Raw genomic sequence first — 17753 nt, forward strand, 5'->3', positions numbered from 1 at the left:
GGAGGTCTTTATTTTGAAGAAAATTCAGATACCGTTAATGAAAAAATTCAAAAAGACGGCGCTTGTTATTGTATGTGCAGTTGCACTTGCTGCAATGCCGCCTGTATCTCGGGTTTCGGCAACGAGTATTCAGGATGCAAAGGACAGCAAGAATGAAGCGGAAGGAAATAAAAAAGAAGCTCAGGGCGTGTTGGATGGCCTTGAAGAGAAGCAGAATAAGTTGATCAGTGATGTAGAAGCACTGGATAAGCAGGTTTCAGATATTCAGACGCAGATTACTGCAAAGGAAGAAGAAGAAGATAAATTAAATACAGAGATTGATGAGACAAAGAAGAATCTTGCAGCAGCGCAGGTTGAGGAAGACAATCAGTATGCAGCAATGATGAAGCGTATTCAGTATCTCTATGAAAATGGAGAAGTTGAGTACATAGATACATTGATGTCATCCGCATCTTTTACGGATATGTTAAATAAGTCAGAATATGTAGAGCAGATCTCAAGCTATGACCAGAAGCAGTTAAATGCACTGATCGATACAAGACAGAAGATCCAAGAATATGAGACAACTCTCGAGACAGATTTGAAAGAGGTTGAATCTGTTAAAGCAGATCTGGAAACACAGAAATCAAATCTGGATGTAGCAATCAATGAGAAGAATCAGAAGATTGCTGAATATTCACAGGATATCGATGCACAGAAATCTTTGGTTGAGAAATATCAGAAAGAAATGGATGCAGCAGATGCCCAGATTGCGGAGATTCAGAGAAAACTTGCAGAACAGCAGGCTGCACAGCAGCAGAGCAGTGGCGGAAGCGGAAGTACTACACCACAGTATTATACACCGAGCGGTGGATCATTTATGTGGCCGGCTACACAGGGAAGCAGAATCAGCTCGTATTTTGGACCGAGAACATCACCTACAGCAGGTGCAAGTTCTAACCATAAGGGAATCGATATTCCATGTCCAACCGGAAGTGATGTTGTTGCATCAGCGGCCGGTACGGTTGTTATCTCGCAGTACAGTTCATCCGCAGGATATTACATTATGATCGATCATGGAAATGGTATATCTACTGTATATATGCACAATTCCCAGCTGGTAGTCGGTGTGGGTCAGACAGTAGAACAGGGACAGGTAATTGCAAAGGCAGGAAGCACCGGATATAGTACAGGTTCACATTGCCATTTTGGTGTAATGATAAACGGAACTTATGTAAATCCACTTGATTACCTGTAAAACAAGATGAAGACCGAAACCGCAGAAATGTGATCACGGTCAGAATTGTGGGATTTTACAGAATTACACATAGGATAAAACAACAGACAGATCGGGTGAAAACTGGATTTGTCTGTTGTCGTTTATAAAAGAAAATTTACAGAATACCTATAGGATTATACATAATTTATGATCTGACATATGGGTAAATGTATATTTTTAAGTTTATGAAAGGACGCTGATGCGAAAAATGCATCACTGGAGGTAACATGAGACATAATTTTAAGAGATGGATTCTCGGTGTGGTGGTTATAGCCGGATGCGCCGGAATGATGGGTTGTTCTTTTACTAAGGATAATTCAAAGAGTGGTGATCTGAATTCAGATGCCGGAAAGCGACATAATAATCTGGATTATGATGGTTCGGTCGTAGACGAAAACACGTTGGAGAAGCTTGCGAGTCTGGAAACGATTATCGATAAGTCCTATTATTTTGACACCTCAGACGAGGATATGCAGAATGGTCTGTATGCTGGCTTGATCGAGGCGTTGGATGATCCATATGCAAAATATTATACACCAGAGGAATATGCAAAACTGCAGGAAGACAGCTCCGGTGAATATGCAGGTATCGGTGTTGTCGTAAGACAGGATGAGGAAACCGGATATGCGATTGCGGTTAGCATTACAGAGGATTCACCGGCTTCCGAAGTAGACATCAAACCTGACGATCTGATCTGTAAGATTGATGATTATGAGATTCAGGAATCCGACGATCTGGACTATCTGGTTACAAAGATACGTGGAGAAGAAGGTACGGATGTTACCCTTGAAATCTATAGACCAAGTGAGAGAAAGTATCATACAGTAACCATTACCAGAAGAAAACTGGAGAACAGTACCGTTTCCTACTTTATGGCAGATGCAGATAAGAAGATTGGTTACGTCCGTGTAACACAGTTTGTAGCAAATACAAATGATTTATTCAGGGATGCTGTAGAAGATCTGAAGTCTCAGGGCATGACAGCACTGATGATCGACCTTCGTTCAGATCCGGGTGGAATGTTAACTACAGTTGTCGATATGTGCGATTATCTGCTCCCTGCCGGAAAAATCGTATATCAGGAAGATAAGAATGGAAATGTCTTATCAACTTATGAATCTACGGACGATGAGCAGCTTGATCTTCCGATGGTAGTGCTTGTAAATGGGGAGAGCGCAAGTGCATCTGAGATCATGACAGCAGCATTAAAGGAATATGGTGTTGCGACGATCATTGGCGAGAACACATATGGAAAGGGAATCGTACAGTCGGTTATTCCGCTTTCTGATGGCTCAGCAATAAAGCTTACAACTGCCAAATATTTCACTCCAAATGGAAATGACATTCATAAGAAGGGTGTAGCTCCGGATATCGAAGTGAAATTACCGGAAGATTATACGGCAGATGATTTCCAAGGCGAGAAGGATACACAGTACCAGAAAGGTCTGGAAGTATTGCGCGGGAAGGTAAAATAGAGCAGGATTAGGTGTAGAAAATAGAATAATTACATGGTATAATATGCGTAAGCATTGAGCCGTGCCAAAATAAACTCTGATGATTCGGCTGCTTGCAGACGAAAGCATTAGAGTTTATTTTGATAGGGCGAAAGCCCGACAACGAGGAAATACGAAGTATTTGCGAGTGCGCACGGCGAAAAGGAAAACCCGTGCGAGAGAGGAAATACGAAGTATTTGCGAGTGCGCACGGCGAAAAGGAAAACCCGTGCGAGAGAGGAAATACGAAGTATTTGCGAGTGCGCACGGGTAAGAAAAATAAAGGAGAAACTTTCATGAATAAGGAATTGATTATCGTACTGGACTTTGGTGGTCAGTACAATCAGCTTATTGCACGAAGGGTCAGAGAATGTAATGTCTATGCAGAAGTACATCCGTACACTATGAGCATTGACGAGATCAAGAAGATGAACCCGAAAGGCATTATTTTCACCGGTGGACCGAATAGTGTATACAAAGCTGATTCACCAAGTTACAGCAAGGAAATTTTTGAACTGGGTATTCCAATCCTTGGAATCTGTTATGGTTCACAGTTGATGGCACATGTGCTCGGCGGTAAGGTAGCAACTGCTCCGGTCAGTGAATATGGCAGAACTGAGGTAACAGTGGATAAGAATTCCATTTTGTTTAAAGATGTAAATAAATCAACAATCTGCTGGATGAGTCATACCGACTATATCGCAGAAGCACCGGAAGGATTTGTATCAACTGCAACGACTCCAAACTGTCCATTTGCGGCAATGGAAAATGCAGAGAAGAACTTGTATGCAACACAGTTCCATCCAGAGGTTATGCATACAGAAGAAGGAATGAAGATGCTTCGTGCATTTGTCATGGATGTATGTAAATGCTCCGGTGACTGGAAGATGGATTCTTTCGTTGAAGATACGATCAAGAGTCTGCGTGAGAAGATTGGAAATGGAAAAGTGCTCTGTGCATTATCCGGTGGTGTAGATTCATCGGTTGCAGCCGTTCTGTTATCCAAGGCAGTCGGCAAGCAGCTTACCTGTGTATTTGTCGATCAGGGACTTCTTCGTAAGAACGAGGGTGATGAAGTCGAAGCAGTATTTGGTCCGGATGGTCCATATGATCTGAACTTCATCCGTGTAAATGCGCAGGATCGTTTCTACCAGAAACTTGCAGGAGTTGTTGAACCGGAAGCAAAACGTAAGATCATCGGTGAAGAATTTATCCGTGTATTTGAGGAAGAAGCAAAGAAGATCGGCGCTGTCGACTTCTTGGTACAGGGAACAATTTACCCTGATGTGATCGAATCCGGTCTCGGAAAATCTGCAACGATCAAGAGTCACCACAACGTAGGCGGACTTCCGGATTATGTTGATTTCAAAGAAATTGTTGAACCGCTTCGTCTCCTGTTCAAGGACGAGGTTCGTAAAGCGGGTCGTGAGCTTGGTATCCCAGAGTATCTGGTAAGCCGTCAGCCATTCCCGGGTCCGGGTCTTGGAATCCGTATTGTTGGGGAAGTAACGGCTGAGAAGGTTAAGATTGTTCAGGATGCTGACTATATCTATCGTGAGGAGATTGCAAAAGCAGGTCTTGATAAAGGACTTGGACAGTATTTTGCAGCGCTTACCAACATGCGTTCGGTTGGTGTTATGGGTGATGAACGTACCTACGACTATGCAGTTGCACTTCGTGCCGTATGCACCAGTGATTTCATGACTGCTGACTGCGCGGATATTCCGTTTGAAGTATTGCAGAGAGTAATGACAAGAATTATTAATGAAGTGAAGGGTGTCAATCGAGTAATGTATGATCTGACGAGTAAGCCACCTGGAACGATTGAGTTTGAGTAGTAAACAGAGCTTCAGAAACAGCGAAAACAAGCCGTTTCTGGAGCTTTTTTGTTAGGGCAAGACCCTGTTTCCAGGATGAAATTTTTCGTGTTCCGAAAAATGGAATGCTGGAAACAAATAAACCACTTGCTATGCGAGTGGTTGGAAATGCTTTAGCTTACAGAAAAAATCTCCAGTGCTATAATAATGTTGGTTCGCCAACCACATTACAAGCAGAGGTATCCATATGGATATGAATAGTTTAGCACACACCAAATGGAATTGTAAGTATCACATTGTATTTGCACCAAAGTATCGTAGAAAAATAATATATGGACAGCTAAAGCGTGATTTAGGTAACTTCCATTTTAAAGAAGGTGGACAGAATTATCATTCTGTAGGTGAGGTGGATGAAATTCAAGTGATTATTCAGGATAGTGGTTCTGTAAAAGCACCTGAATATTCTCATACAGCGAATAGGTCATATGCCATTGTGCAAAATGGTAAACTTAAGCATCTTACATTTTATGATGAAACACACAGTCAGGTAGTCAGTATTGATCTGATGCATCAGCATCACGGCTTGTATTTGCTTAGGCATAACAATCACTCGGGAGATTATTAGTATTGTAAAGATAGAACATGAAATTAATGTCGAGGGAGAGCATAGACAAGAAGATGCAATTAAGAAAATAGAGTCAGAAAGCATTACAAGAATATAATACTCAAGGTTGGTTTTATCAACTGCAGAAATGGATATTACTCACATTTTTTGTAACAATGAAATTTTAGAAGAATACACATAAAGGAGAGAAGGTTTATGTCACATATTAATTTTGATTTTCTGACGGAAAGCTTTTTGTTTGGTTATGGGTTGGAGGACAATTTCAGTGCGTTAAGCGATTATGAATTAGAGAAAGAATTGAACAGATACAGAGAATATGTTATTTCAAACATGGGGGAAATTTGTAGAGAAATAATATTTGATTCAAGAAAAATTGCAGTGACCATAGAATCTTTTTCGGAACGACCAAGAGAAGAATTGTTAAAGCAGCTGGCTCTTTATGTAGATGTAGTAACTATTTCAGATCCATTATTTGAATTAACCGAGAAAAAAAGCAATTCTACTAAAGTTATGGCTGAATATTATGGAATGAATAGTGATAATACTATTGATAGAGAACAGTTGGTAGCTGCTTTAAAATATATGAAGGAAAGCACAATACTGGTTGTATGCAACTATGTAAAATATATTCCCATTTCATATCTACATGAGGCACCAATGAATGTGCCTATTACTTATGATGCAAATAACTATAGCAAGAGTCTGCCTCAACCTATAATGGACTTTCTTAAAAAGAATGTTCAAGTACATAACACAGTTAGGATGGATGGAGGTTTACGTGTTGAGTTAGACAAACCATTGACTAGAGGAACAGGATTATTCATCCATTTCCCTGATTGTGGATTTAGAAATGGAGAAATTGTTCAATATCAAGAGAGTGAAGTAGTTGATTTTGATGAAAATACAAGAAAGGCCACATTTAGGTTTTTTACACCTGACAATATTTCACAGGATACTTTTAATATTTGGTTAGATCAATCGGTAAATAAAGCATGTTTACATATGTATGATGAAACTTTTCAAGAAGTTTATTTAGCAAGTAGATTAAATACAATGTATCTAACGCAATCTACATTGAAGGCACAATTGCTGTCAAAAGAGATGGGGAAACAATCTGTTGATAGCCAGATTGCCAATATGGCTCTTCGACTTGATGTTCCAGTATTAGAGAATAGTAAAATAACTGATATTATTAGTATTCGAAATGATTATGGAGAGAGTTTTGCAAATTTTAGAACTGAACTTGGCGAAAAATTATTACATTTGTCAAATATAAAGGACAATGAACAATTAGAAAATGAATTGCAAGAAGTGACATATGCGATTAATGAAACATATATAAATCAAATAAATCGAGAAACGCGTTCGATAATCAGATCCCTTGGGATAGAAACAACGATAGCAACTGGCTCATTGCTTACAAATAGTATGATGAGTGGAAATAATATGTTAAGCTTAATTGCGGCGTCAGTAGCTGCAATTGGTGGAATAAAAGACACAGTCAAGTTATTTGGTGATGTGAGAGAGAGACCTGGATATTTTCTTTGGAAATTGAATAAAGAAAATAAGCAGAATAAAAGGTAATTGAATGATATATAAGATGTTGGTAGGTTGTGGTGATGAATACTTGGGATTTACCACTTGTAAATTAACTTCATCAGAGTCATAATACCAGTAGGAACATTGATATCCATTCGTGATACCCGAATGATACCTGAAATTTTGAAAACTGAAAATAATAAAGAGAAATAGACGAAAAGACGTTGTTTTCGGAAGCAAAAATCGACTCAAACACAGGAAATAACTTAACCTGTAGGGAGTTTGAATAACGGATTAAAATGCCGAAAACCTGTATTTATGCGTGCTTCCGGCATTTGTTTTATCAAATGGCTCTAGTTTGGCTCTATTTGTGGGCGGGATAAGGGGTCAAATGAAAAACTAAATTCCAGTTCTAACTGACTTGACCTCGTATTTTCGGTTTTGAGCAACTTTTTTGAAGATACCCTATACAAAAGTACCCTGAAAAGTGCTATAATTCGTGTTATGAAGTCTGTTTGTTTGCATGGCAAACAGACGACTGGAGCAGTTTGAGAAAAAATAAATTCCACCCGTCTAACGTCAGAAATGAAGTTGGATTTTGCGCTTCGTGGTCGCTCGGTGGTTATCTATCTGCTTCTTTTATGATTATACCGGCTGGCAAGGGTCAATCGTCTGGGGAGACAAATATCGACTTGCTGGACGGTATTTTTGTTTTATAAAGTTAATCTTGAGAATGGTAAATCTTCGTCATACTTTTCATATGCGTTATTCTTAAAGTACAGGAATTCTTCATTAAGATTTCTCCATTCTATAAAGGCTTCAAGATAACGTAATTCGTTGAGATACCGCTCATTATCATCCGTTATGTCAAGCATGTGTTCATTGAGAATTTCGTAGCGTTCTTCCAGGCGTTTATACTTCTTTTTGTACTTTTTAGCCATTGATATCACCACCTTCCGTAGACGCTTTGTTTCTTTTGGAAACGTTGTCTTCAATAAGAGAAGGCTTCAGACAGACATCGTCAGCTGGAATTCTAACCTGTCCTGCAAGAGCTGGTATCTTTGCATCAAGAAGCAGGGCAGCCAAATCAAAAGGAGTTGCGCCATTTAAGCTGTCTCTTGCGGTAGAGTTGATATGGCTGGTCATAAGATTGATGTCATCTTGTGTGTATCGATACATGCTACGACCTTTGGGAATAACATAGCGAATGTATTCATGATTCTTTTCCAAACGTCCTTTTTGATTGGAAACATAAGGGTCACAGTAGAATACATAGGTTCTGTGGGTTCCGGATTCGGTCTTTTCGATATCCCATGGATTTTTAAATTCAGAACCATTGTCCGTCAGAATTACCGGAAAATACTTCTTAAAGGTTCTGATGCCAAGAACTTCGGTAAGATCATTTATTGCTTTGATTACGCTTCTTTGGGTGCAGTCCGGCATAAGTATTACAATCATAAAACTACAGCTTCTAAAGAGTAGTGTGAGAAGGTATTTTCCTTTATCGCGTCCACCCTTGACTGTATCCATTTCAACAACATCAAGGTCCGGATGAGCCTCCATAAAACGCTCAAAATCCACATAGGTACGTTTGTTACGATATACCTGTTGAAGATTTTTGTTCTTTCTTGGTTCGGACTTTTTCTTCCGTTTTTTGTAACGGACACGGCGAGGTAAATCAATGTTTCTTGCCTGAAACACACGCTGATCCAGATAGTTGTAGAGTGTTCTTCTGCATACAGGAATCTCATCAGCATGTACTGCAAAGATATGACTTAATGGCTGTCCCTTCAAGATAAGGGGAGATATTAAATCGTTGAGTTCCTGCAATTCTTCCGGAGTCATGTTAATGCCTTTACGGGAATTATAAAGATTTTTCTCGTATTGCCTTTGGGCATAAGAAGCATCATATATTTTCTTGTCCAGAGGACAGGATTTGTAATCCTCACAGTAATTACAAACATATGGTGGTTTGTTAATTTTATCGCATTTGTAAGGCAAGAAATACGGACATACATTGGTTGGGTTACGACGATAACAGCGTTTGCAATAGAAGGAGCAGTAGCGATTATGGTAACTTTGACAATGGAGTTCACTACTTAATAAATCACAGTCTTTGTAATGTTTACAGAGATTGCATTTGTAGCTGTGTTTAGCAGGAACAGTTTTAGAGTAACGTTTTACTTCCTTTGAAATAGTAGAAGGATCTTTATGCAAGACTTCACCTATGGAAGAAAAAGTACTCTTTTGCAACAGTTCCTGTTCTATATAAGTCCTGTTGGACAGGGTTAAATGTTTTTGATTATGTTCGCTCATATGGTAATCCTTTCCAACAGACAGATAACCATATGAGATTGTAACAAAAACTATGTGCAAGAGTAAATTCCGGATTTCTGTTTTTGAGGGTAAAAAAACTGGAATTTAAAAATTCACTTTACGATGTGGAATAAGGGCAGAGGGAGATGATTCCTCTGCTGACTTATTTTACAACTTGAAAAAAGTGTTCGAGAAATCAAATAAAATGTTTTACAACGAAATTGAGATAATATATAATAAAATAGTGAAATTGTATTCCTAAAGGCACGGAGGATAATATGGCTGTATCATACAATAAATTATGGAAATTAATGATTGATAAAAAAATAAATAAGAGCCAACTGTGTAAAAAGATAAAAATTAGCAGTAGTACTATGGCTAAAATGACAAATGAAGAGATGGTTGCTATGACCGTATTAGAAAAAATATGTGCTGAATTGGAATGTGATATATCTGATATTATGGAGTTTACTGATTTAGCTGAAGTAAAGAAAAAAATCCATAAAGAGAATACAAGTCCAGATAATGGGACAGTAAATGTGAGATAATGAGGTAGAACAACCATGAATGAAAATGGATTAAATTATATTGATCTCTTTGCTGGTGCCGGTGGACTTTCAGAAGGATTTATACAAAGTGGCTATAGACCGGTTGCACATGTGGAAATGAATGAGCATGCAGCAAAAACAATAGAAACAAGAATAGCATATTATTACCTAAAAGATAATGGCAAAATTAAAAGTTATTATGATTATGAAAAAGGAAAAATAACCAGAGAACAACTTTTGGAGAAAATACCAAAAGAGGAACTTAAGACTGTAATTAATCAAGAAATGTCAGAATCCACAATTAAAGGGATTTTCAACACAATTGATGATATCAAAAGGGAAAAAGAAATTGATAAGATTGATGTAATTATAGGTGGTCCTCCCTGCCAAGCATATTCTTTGGTGGGAAGAGCACAGAGCAGTCATATGATTGTTCCAATGGAAGATGATCCAAGAAATGAATTATATAAGATGTATGTTCAATTCCTTAAGAAGTATAAGCCAAGAATGTTTGTGTTTGAGAATGTGGCGGGCATAAAGACTGCGAGAGGTGGGGTAGCATTTAAAAATCTCCAGACATATATGAAACGTGTGGGTTATGAAATTGATTATCATGAGTTGAACGCTCAGAATTTTGGAGTATTACAAAGTAGAAAAAGAGTAATTATAGTAGGTTGGCTTAAAGGTACAGGTTATGAATATCCGTCATTTGATGTGATCCATAGTAAAGCAGAAGTATGGGATTTATTGAAGGATTTACCACCATTGACTCCAGGTATTGAGGCAAGAGAACATACGATGAATGATATGCGAAGACTAAAAAAATATGTTAAAGATAATGGTATTCGCATGAAATCAGATGTATTAACAGGTCATGCTGCAAGACCACATACTGCACAGGATATTGAAATATATAAGAGAACAATAGACATGTGGTTTGAAAACGAACAGCATGAACGTTTGAAATATGATGATTTACCAGAAGATTTGAAAACACATAAAAATAGAACTTCATTTGTAGATCGATTTAAAGTTGTTGAGGGTGATATGGATCATTGTCACACAATACTTGCTCATTTATCGAAAGATGGACATTATTTCATTCATCCAGATATAGAGCAACATAGATCAATTACAGTGCGGGAAGCAGCAAGAATACAGTCGTTTCCAGATAATTATTATTTTGAAGGACCAAGGACAGCACAATTTGTTCAGGTGGGGAATGCGGTTCCGCCAATGATGGCAAAGGTAATAGCAGATAAAATAAAAGAACAATTAAGAAAATAAAATTGGAGGTTTTGCAAATGGGTATTGTTGAAAGTACATATGCTGAGTTAAAGCAACAAGAATTGAAAAATAATCCATATAGTTGTTTGCATATGGCTGATATTGACATCAATCCTCATCAGGTTGAAGCATTCACATTTGCACTATCTTCATTAAAGCTTGGTGGAGCAATTCTTGCAGATGAGGTAGGTCTTGGAAAAACTATTGAGGCTGGCTTGGTCATCAAGTATTTGCTATGCAGTGGAAAAAATAAAATACTACTTATTATGCCATCAAATCTGCGAAAGCAATGGCAAGTTGAATTAGAAGAGAAATTTGATATTGATTCATTAATTGTGGATAGTTCTAACTGGGAGGATTATCTCGCAAAGGTAAAGAGTAAACAAGCAGTAATTATTGCTTCCTACCACTTTGCCTCAAAAAGAAAAGCAGAGTTCGGAAAGATAGCTTGGGATTTTTGTGTATTTGATGAAGCACATCGGCTTAGGAATGTATATAAGAATGGTTCAAAGATGGCTAACTCATTATATGAATTAACAAAGGGAATTCCAAAGATTCTATTAACTGCGACTCCTATGCAGAATACTTTACTTGATATATATGGACTTGTTCAGTTTATCGATGATAGAGTTTTTTATAGTAAGCAGATATTTTCCGAAAGATATTTGCGAGGAGAAGATTACAATGATTTGAAGGCTTGTTTAGAACCTGTTGTGCAAAGAACTTTACGAAAAGAAGTAGCAGAGTATATCCAATTTTCAGAGCGTAAAGAAATGACAATTGATTTTGAACTATCGCCAATGGAGATAGAACTTTATGTGATGATAAATAATTATCTGAAAAAGGAAATCTTGTATGCTTTGCCCAATTCACACAGAACACTTATTACATCTGTTATTAGAAAATTGCTTGCATCATCAAGTATGGCAGTTGCAGAAACCTTCAAGGTATTAAAAGGCAGACTTGAAACTTTGAAGGAAACAACTAGAACTGAATCAGCGGATGAAAGTATTGATTTTTTCCTTAGTTTTTTTGATGATGATGAAATAGAGAAGGATGATGATAGTAAGCAGGATGAATTATACACAAGAGAAAAGGTAAATGAATTTATTCAGCATGAAATAGATGAGGTAACAGCCATTATTAATAAAGCTGAAAGTATAAAAAGAAATGCGAAGATGACAGCCTTGAAACAGGCAGTGGAGAAAGCTTTTGTATTTCAAAATGAAGCTGGCATAAAACAAAGAATTGTTGTGTTTACGGAATCTATTAGAACGCAACAATACATGTTTGAAGAATTATCTCATGCCGGATATGAAGGTCAGATACTTAAGTTTAATGGTAGTACAAATGATCCTGTTACTAAACAGATTTATAAGGCATGGAAAGCTAGAAACTATGGAAAGTATGTGGGTAGTAGAAATGTTGAATTGAAGAATGCCATCGTAGAAGCATTTAGGGATGAATACAAAATTTTGCTTGTAACAGATTCCGGTTCGGAAGGATTGAATCTTCAGTTTTGTAATACGATTATAAACTATGACCTTCCTTGGAATCCGCAGAAGATAGAGCAGCGAATTGGTCGCTGTCATCGTTATGGACAAAAGAACGATGTTGTGGTTATTAATTTGCTTAATACTCAGAATGTAGCAGATAAGAGAGTATATGAAATTCTTTCAGAAAAATTCGAGTTATTCCAAGGCGTATTTGGTGCATCAGATAAAGCTATTGGATTATTAGAAAGTGGAGCAGATTTTGAAAAAAGAGTTACACTTATTTATCAGGAATGTAAAACGACATCAGATTTTACAAAGCAATTTAAGAATTTGGAAAAGGAATTAGAAAAGAAACGAAACAAGAAAATGGATGAACTGAAATCCATATTTACATATAAGACAGAGGAACAACATAAGTTGCATTTTAATAGTATTATGGAAGAAATAGCGGAATATGATTCACAGTTTGAGTATTGGAATGGTAGAAGTAAAGAGGAAAATGGGACATGTCCAAAGTACTATGAAACTAATATAGACTTGGAAATTCCGGGAATTCAACACGGATATTTACTTGTTGGTGGTTCTTATGTTGGTGAGATTCTTGAAGATGCAGTATTTGAAATTATTGATATAACAGGGAAGATATATGGTGTTTCAGATGAGTTGGCTAGAGAGCTTTGTGAAAAATTGCAGGAGCAGTGCCTGGAAGAAAAGACACCAAATAATCAAGAAATCCTTTCATATATTGACAAAGTGGATGAATTTATGCAGCAGAAATATGCAGAATCTAAAAGAACAGTTTTGATTGCTAATCAGAAAAAATTGGATAATTGGCTACAATTAAGAAAAGAGGAATATTTGCTCAGAGTCAAGGATACATCAGAATTAGACGAGCTTAAAGAAAAATATGCAATTGAAGGCGATTTTAGACAGAAGATTGCATTAAAAAAACAAATAGAAATTTTAGAAGAACAGAAACAAAAAATGGTACGGGCATTTCATGATGAAATGTCGACATTGGAAGAAGAAGCTGTAAATATGCAGAAGCAGTTTGCAGAAGATATATTGGTAAACACACAATTGGTAACAAAGATAGTGATTAAGTTTTAGGAGGCTACCATGGAGAAAAAAGGCAAGTTAGAATTGACTTGGGTTGGTAAATATGAGGAAGAGAAACTTGAACCAAGAATATTAATTGAAGATAAATCAAAATCATATGGTGACCCGGACACAGAAAATATGTTGATTCATGGAGATAACCTTCTTGCGTTAAAAGCGTTAGAGAATAAATTTAGAGGAAGAGTAAAGTGTATATATATTGACCCACCGTATAACACGGGTAGTGCGTTTGCACAGTATGATGACAATCTTGAACATAGTATATGGTTAAGTATGATAAGGAAACGTTTACTTATACTTAAGGAATTATTATCAGAAGATGGTACTATTTGGATAAGTATAGATGATGATGAGCAGGCATATTTGAAAGTATTGTGTGATGAAATATTTATGCGTTCTAATTTCGTTAGTAATGTTATTTGGGAAAAAAAATTTTCTCCTCAAAATGATGCAAAATGGTTATCTGATTCACATGATTTTATTTTAGTCTATGCAAAAAATAAAAACCTATGGAAACCGAATTTATTGCCGAGAACTGCAGGAATGAATAGTAGATATAAAAATCCGGACAATGATCCAAGAGGACCATGGACATCAAGCGATTTTACAGCTCGAACATATAGTGGAAATACGGATTATCCAATTACAACCCCAAGTGGTAGAGTTGTAACGCCAACAAAAAGTCGTAGTTGGATTTCGTCTAAAGAAGAATTTGACAGGTTAGTGAGTGATAATAGAATTTGGTTTGGCATTAATGGTAATAATGTGCCAAGAAAAAAGACGTTTTTAAGCGAAGTTAAAAGTGGAAGTGTGCCAATGACTATCTGGAAATATGAAGATGTAGGTTCGACGCAGGATGCAAAAAAAGAAGTGAAGCAGATTAATCCTGAGGATCCATTTGCTACACCAAAACCAGAAAAGTTAATTGAACGTATTCTAGAAATTGCCACAAAGCCAGGAGATATTATCTTGGATTCTTTTTTGGGATCAGGTACAACTATTGCAGTTGCTCATAAAATGAACAGAAGGTGGATTGGAGTAGAAATTGGAGAACAAGCATATAACCAATGCAAATTAAGATTGGATAAAGTTATTGATGGAAATGATGGTCTTGATATATCTAAAAAATTAGGTTGGCAAGGTGGTGGGGGATATAAATTCTACGAACTTGCAGAACCATTACTTGTAAAGAACAAAGTTCTTCCAGTTTATCAAATAAATCCATCCTATACATGGGATATGGTATGTGAAGCTATTTGCAAGATAGAAGGATTTACCTATGAACCATCTGGGGAGTTTCAAGGACATTCATCAGAGAATCGATTCATACATATTACGGAAGAATTTGTTAATACAAAGTATGTGATGTCGATAATGAAGAACTTAGGGGATAAGCAGAGTTTACTTATCTATTGTAAGAAAAATCAAGCTGACATGATTCTTCCAGAGAATGTGGAAGTGAAAAAAATACCAAAGGATTTATTGGATAAATGTAATTTTGAAAGTGAGGTGCAGGAATAATGAGTTCAGTAGATAAAATCAAATGGGCTATGAGCCTGCGTGATCCTCAGTATGAAGCGCTACAATACTTTGATGCAATCAGTTCCAAGATTGAGTATAGAACTAGTTCAAAAGCTGAAGCAGAGAAAATAGCATCAGAGAATTGCCAAGCTCCACATACAATATCTGTAGATAAGGAATTTGATTTTCCATCATTCTGCTTTGATATGACAACCGGTATTGGTAAGCCCCGTTTAATGGGTGCATGTATTTATTATTTATACAAAACAAAAGGGTACAAACATTTCTTTATTCTGGCACCAGGAAATACGATTTACGACAAGATGCGTCGAGAGGCGGTCCCGGGACATCCAAAATACATGTTTAAGGGACTTGAAGCAGAGATGGGAAGACCCAAAGTTTATGATGGGGAAAATTATTTATCATACCCGGTAAGATATATCCAAGAGGAAATGGTGGTAGAAAAAACATCTGATATTCAGATATTTATCTTTAATATTTCAAAGATTTTTACTAGGGGAGATATCGAATTTAAATTTCACAAGTTTAATGAAAATTTGGGTGGCTCTTTTGCGGATGTGTTACGTTCGTTTGATGACTTGGTTATTTGTATGGATGAAGCGCATCGTTACTATGCCCCAGCATCAAAGAAAGCGATTAATTATCTTAATCCAGTGTTGGGATTAGAATATACTGCTACACCTAAAAGTACAAATAAGAATATTATTTATCACTACGGATTAGAGGATGGAGCTGGGAAGTTTTTGAAGATTCCGGTTGTTATGGGAAGAACAAATACAGCAGGATATTCAGTTGATGATATAGAGGAAATGAAGTTGAAAGATGGAATCAAGCTTCATGAGAGAAGAAAGTCCATCGTATATAAATATTGTATAGATAATCAATTAGAACAAGTAAAGCCAATTGTTTTGATAGCTTGTAAAGATACAACACATGCTAGAAAAATAAAAGAAAAAATAGATTCCGATGCTTTTTTTGGAGGTCGTTATGTTGGTAAGGTTATTGAAATTGACTCCAGCACAAGTGGTGCAGAGACAGAAGAAAACATTCAGAAATTACTAACCATTGAGAAAAATACCAATCCAATTGAGATTGTGCTGCATGTATATAAGCTGAAAGAAGGTTGGGATGTAAATAATCTGTTTACGATTATCCCACTTAATGCTGCAAAGAGTGATATATTGGCACTTCAAACTATTGGTAGAGGATTGAGGCTTCCTTTTGGTGAGATAACGGGTATTGAGGAATTAGATACCTTGGATATTGTTGCTCACGATCATTATCGAGAGATTGTGGATGATATCAAAAATAACCCTGTATTTAAGAAGAGAAATCTTGATGAGGAAGATATACCGAACACAAAAACAGTTATGGTAGAGCCAGCAGTTGAGAACCAGCAGATTTCATTATTTGATGAAGCGTTATGCGAAAGTAAAGTGAAATCATACCAAGATTTGAATAATGAAAATGTGGTGGAGAATCTGTTTGCTGAGTATCAGAAAGCATTTGTAAAGAAAGTAGCACCCAAGAAGTCCGAAAGTGATAGTGGACAGATGTCTATTTTTGATTATTTTGCTAACGATAATGAAAAAGAAACAAATGATGGCACAGCATCAGAGCACAAAATGACACAGACGGGCATGGGCACTGATGCAGTTGATACATCATTTACTGTACATCAGGGGGATGCTTCATTACAGATTGATTTACAGAAGTCATCTGGCAGTAAGAATGTATTGCCATATGCAAAACAAGAGTTTATCAAGAAAGTTGAAGAGTTAAAGAAAGTTGCTATCTCTGTTCCAAAGATTGGAATTAGCTATAGTTCAACAATTACATTTAAGTCTTTTACTGTTAAACGAAATATTATGGATTTTGATGTTGCGGCATCGAGAATCGAGAGATATGACGCTGTAAATGGTAAGTTGCTGCAAGTGCTGGATGCAGATGCACTTATTGTAGAAAATCCTGAGAATATGCTTGCAGTTTCTTTATTGGAGAGTATTCCGGAGTTTAGTTCTGATGATGCAGAATTTATTCTTGAGGTGGTTGATCAGTATCTCGCATTAATCGAAGGTACGGATGAAGAAAAAAAGAAGATTGTCCGTAGATATGCAACTGTTATAGTAGAGGACTTAAGAAAACAGATATATGCGTCAAAGGAAGAAAGCACTGAGTTTGTATTTAACGTTCAGAAAGACCTTATTGTATTCAAATCATTTGCGAAGAATATGAAGGAAAATGGACGACTGAATTTTAAGAAGGAAGTGCCAGATAAGAAAAATATTAAGCAATATTTGTTTGAAGGCTATAAAAAATCATATTATGCAGAGAATGCATTTGATAGTGATGATGAGAGAAGGTTGTCCGTGGTATTAGAAGAGGATTCAGAAGTTATTAGATTTATAAAGCCGCCTTTGAATCAGTTAGGACTATTTTATAAGGCAGCAAAACAGTATAATCCTGATTTCTTAGTAGAGACGGCTGATAAGAAATATATGATTGAAGTGAAGGCTGCAAATCAAACAGATAATGAAGATGTACAGGAAAAAGCAAAGGCTGCAATTAAGTGGTGCGAATGTGCATCACAGGTGGATGCGGACGGAAAGACTTGGGAGTACCGCCTAGTGCCAGGGGATAAGATTATAGTAGGTAATACATTCAAATATGTAATTGGTATGGCAATTCCTGTTGTAGTAGACGGAGAATAAAC

Annotated in this window: 11 protein-coding genes and 1 pseudogene; 10 read left to right on the forward strand and 2 right to left on the reverse strand. The window is 36.8% G+C overall.

Annotation, left to right across the window (positions count from 1 at the left end; all coding sequences use genetic code 11):
* The first annotated feature begins 13 nt into the window (after positions 1-13).
* From LK416_00735 to LK416_00755, 5 genes and pseudogenes are all read left to right on the forward strand, one after another.
* Positions 14-1237 carry a peptidoglycan DD-metalloendopeptidase family protein gene (locus LK416_00735; protein UEA74736.1) on the forward strand — a complete coding sequence of 408 codons (1224 nt, stop codon included), beginning with the start codon at positions 14-16 and terminating at the stop codon, positions 1235-1237.
* Between the two features lie 248 nt (positions 1238-1485).
* The gene (locus LK416_00740) at positions 1486-2733 is read left to right on the forward strand and encodes a S41 family peptidase (protein ID UEA74737.1); all 1248 of its coding nucleotides are present in this window, start codon (positions 1486-1488) and stop codon (positions 2731-2733) included.
* Positions 2734-3047: 314 nt separating this feature from the next.
* Entirely contained in the window at positions 3048-4589 is a 1542-nt protein-coding gene (guaA, locus tag LK416_00745; GenBank protein ID UEA74738.1) for a glutamine-hydrolyzing GMP synthase, read from the forward strand.
* A gap of 226 nt (positions 4590-4815) precedes the next feature.
* Positions 4816-4926: pseudogene (locus tag LK416_00750) on the forward strand (transposase).
* Positions 4927-5388: 462 nt separating this feature from the next.
* Positions 5389-6777 (forward strand): hypothetical protein, encoded by a 1389-nt coding sequence (locus tag LK416_00755; GenBank protein UEA74739.1) that lies wholly within the window; start codon positions 5389-5391, stop codon positions 6775-6777.
* A gap of 668 nt (positions 6778-7445) precedes the next feature.
* Here the strand turns inward: LK416_00755 and LK416_00760 are convergent.
* Both LK416_00760 and LK416_00765 read right to left on the reverse strand, forming a co-directional pair.
* Positions 7446-7673: a hypothetical protein gene (locus tag LK416_00760; protein ID UEA74740.1), complete on the reverse strand. Its 228-nt coding sequence runs from the start codon at positions 7671-7673 to the stop codon at positions 7446-7448.
* A complete protein-coding gene (locus LK416_00765) occupies positions 7666-9048 on the reverse strand; it encodes an IS30 family transposase (protein ID UEA74741.1) in 1383 nt (460 codons plus the stop codon). The genes LK416_00760 and LK416_00765 overlap by 8 nt, the downstream gene beginning before the upstream one ends.
* A 278-nt stretch (positions 9049-9326) precedes the next feature.
* Here LK416_00765 and LK416_00770 point away from each other — a divergent pair, with 278 nt between their 5' ends.
* Genes LK416_00770 through LK416_00790 form a run of 5 tightly spaced genes read left to right on the forward strand, consistent with a single transcriptional unit; the run spans position 9327 to position 17751 of the window.
* On the forward strand, positions 9327-9596 hold the full coding sequence (locus LK416_00770; GenBank protein ID UEA74742.1) for a helix-turn-helix transcriptional regulator: 270 nt from the start codon (positions 9327-9329) through the stop codon (positions 9594-9596).
* A 15-nt stretch (positions 9597-9611) separates the two neighbouring features.
* Positions 9612-10883, forward strand: coding sequence for a DNA cytosine methyltransferase (locus LK416_00775; protein UEA74743.1), 1272 nt, complete (start codon positions 9612-9614; stop codon positions 10881-10883).
* A 17-nt stretch (positions 10884-10900) separates the two neighbouring features.
* On the forward strand, positions 10901-13489 hold the full coding sequence (drmD, locus tag LK416_00780; protein UEA74744.1) for a DISARM system SNF2-like helicase DrmD: 2589 nt from the start codon (positions 10901-10903) through the stop codon (positions 13487-13489).
* 9 nt (positions 13490-13498) lie between these two features.
* Positions 13499-15019 (forward strand): site-specific DNA-methyltransferase, encoded by a 1521-nt coding sequence (locus LK416_00785; GenBank protein UEA74745.1) that lies wholly within the window; start codon positions 13499-13501, stop codon positions 15017-15019.
* The gene (locus LK416_00790; protein UEA74746.1) at positions 15019-17751 is read left to right on the forward strand and encodes a DEAD/DEAH box helicase family protein; all 2733 of its coding nucleotides are present in this window, start codon (positions 15019-15021) and stop codon (positions 17749-17751) included. Before LK416_00785 ends, LK416_00790 begins: the two co-directional genes overlap by 1 nt.
* Positions 17752-17753 lie beyond the last annotated feature (2 nt).

It is taken from the genome of Lachnospiraceae bacterium GAM79 (assembly GCA_020735665.1).
Classification (GTDB): Bacteria; Bacillota; Clostridia; order Lachnospirales; family Lachnospiraceae; genus Coprococcus.

What these genes read in the sequence shown, in the direction of transcription:
- drmD (UEA74744.1), top strand. Translation starts at nt 10,901, where the DNA reads ATGGGTATTGTTGAAAGTACATATGCTGAGTTAAAGCAACAAGAATTG.
- LK416_00740 (UEA74737.1), top strand. Translation starts at nt 1,486, where the DNA reads ATGAGACATAATTTTAAGAGATGGATTCTCGGTGTGGTGGTTATAGCC.
- LK416_00755 (UEA74739.1), top strand. Translation starts at nt 5,389, where the DNA reads ATGTCACATATTAATTTTGATTTTCTGACGGAAAGCTTTTTGTTTGGT.
- LK416_00775 (UEA74743.1), top strand. Translation starts at nt 9,612, where the DNA reads ATGAATGAAAATGGATTAAATTATATTGATCTCTTTGCTGGTGCCGGT.
- LK416_00760 (UEA74740.1), bottom strand. Translation starts at nt 7,673, where the DNA reads ATGGCTAAAAAGTACAAAAAGAAGTATAAACGCCTGGAAGAACGCTAC.
- LK416_00765 (UEA74741.1), bottom strand. Translation starts at nt 9,048, where the DNA reads ATGAGCGAACATAATCAAAAACATTTAACCCTGTCCAACAGGACTTAT.
- guaA (UEA74738.1), top strand. Translation starts at nt 3,048, where the DNA reads ATGAATAAGGAATTGATTATCGTACTGGACTTTGGTGGTCAGTACAAT.
- LK416_00770 (UEA74742.1), top strand. Translation starts at nt 9,327, where the DNA reads ATGGCTGTATCATACAATAAATTATGGAAATTAATGATTGATAAAAAA.
- LK416_00785 (UEA74745.1), top strand. Translation starts at nt 13,499, where the DNA reads ATGGAGAAAAAAGGCAAGTTAGAATTGACTTGGGTTGGTAAATATGAG.
- LK416_00790 (UEA74746.1), top strand. Translation starts at nt 15,019, where the DNA reads ATGAGTTCAGTAGATAAAATCAAATGGGCTATGAGCCTGCGTGATCCT.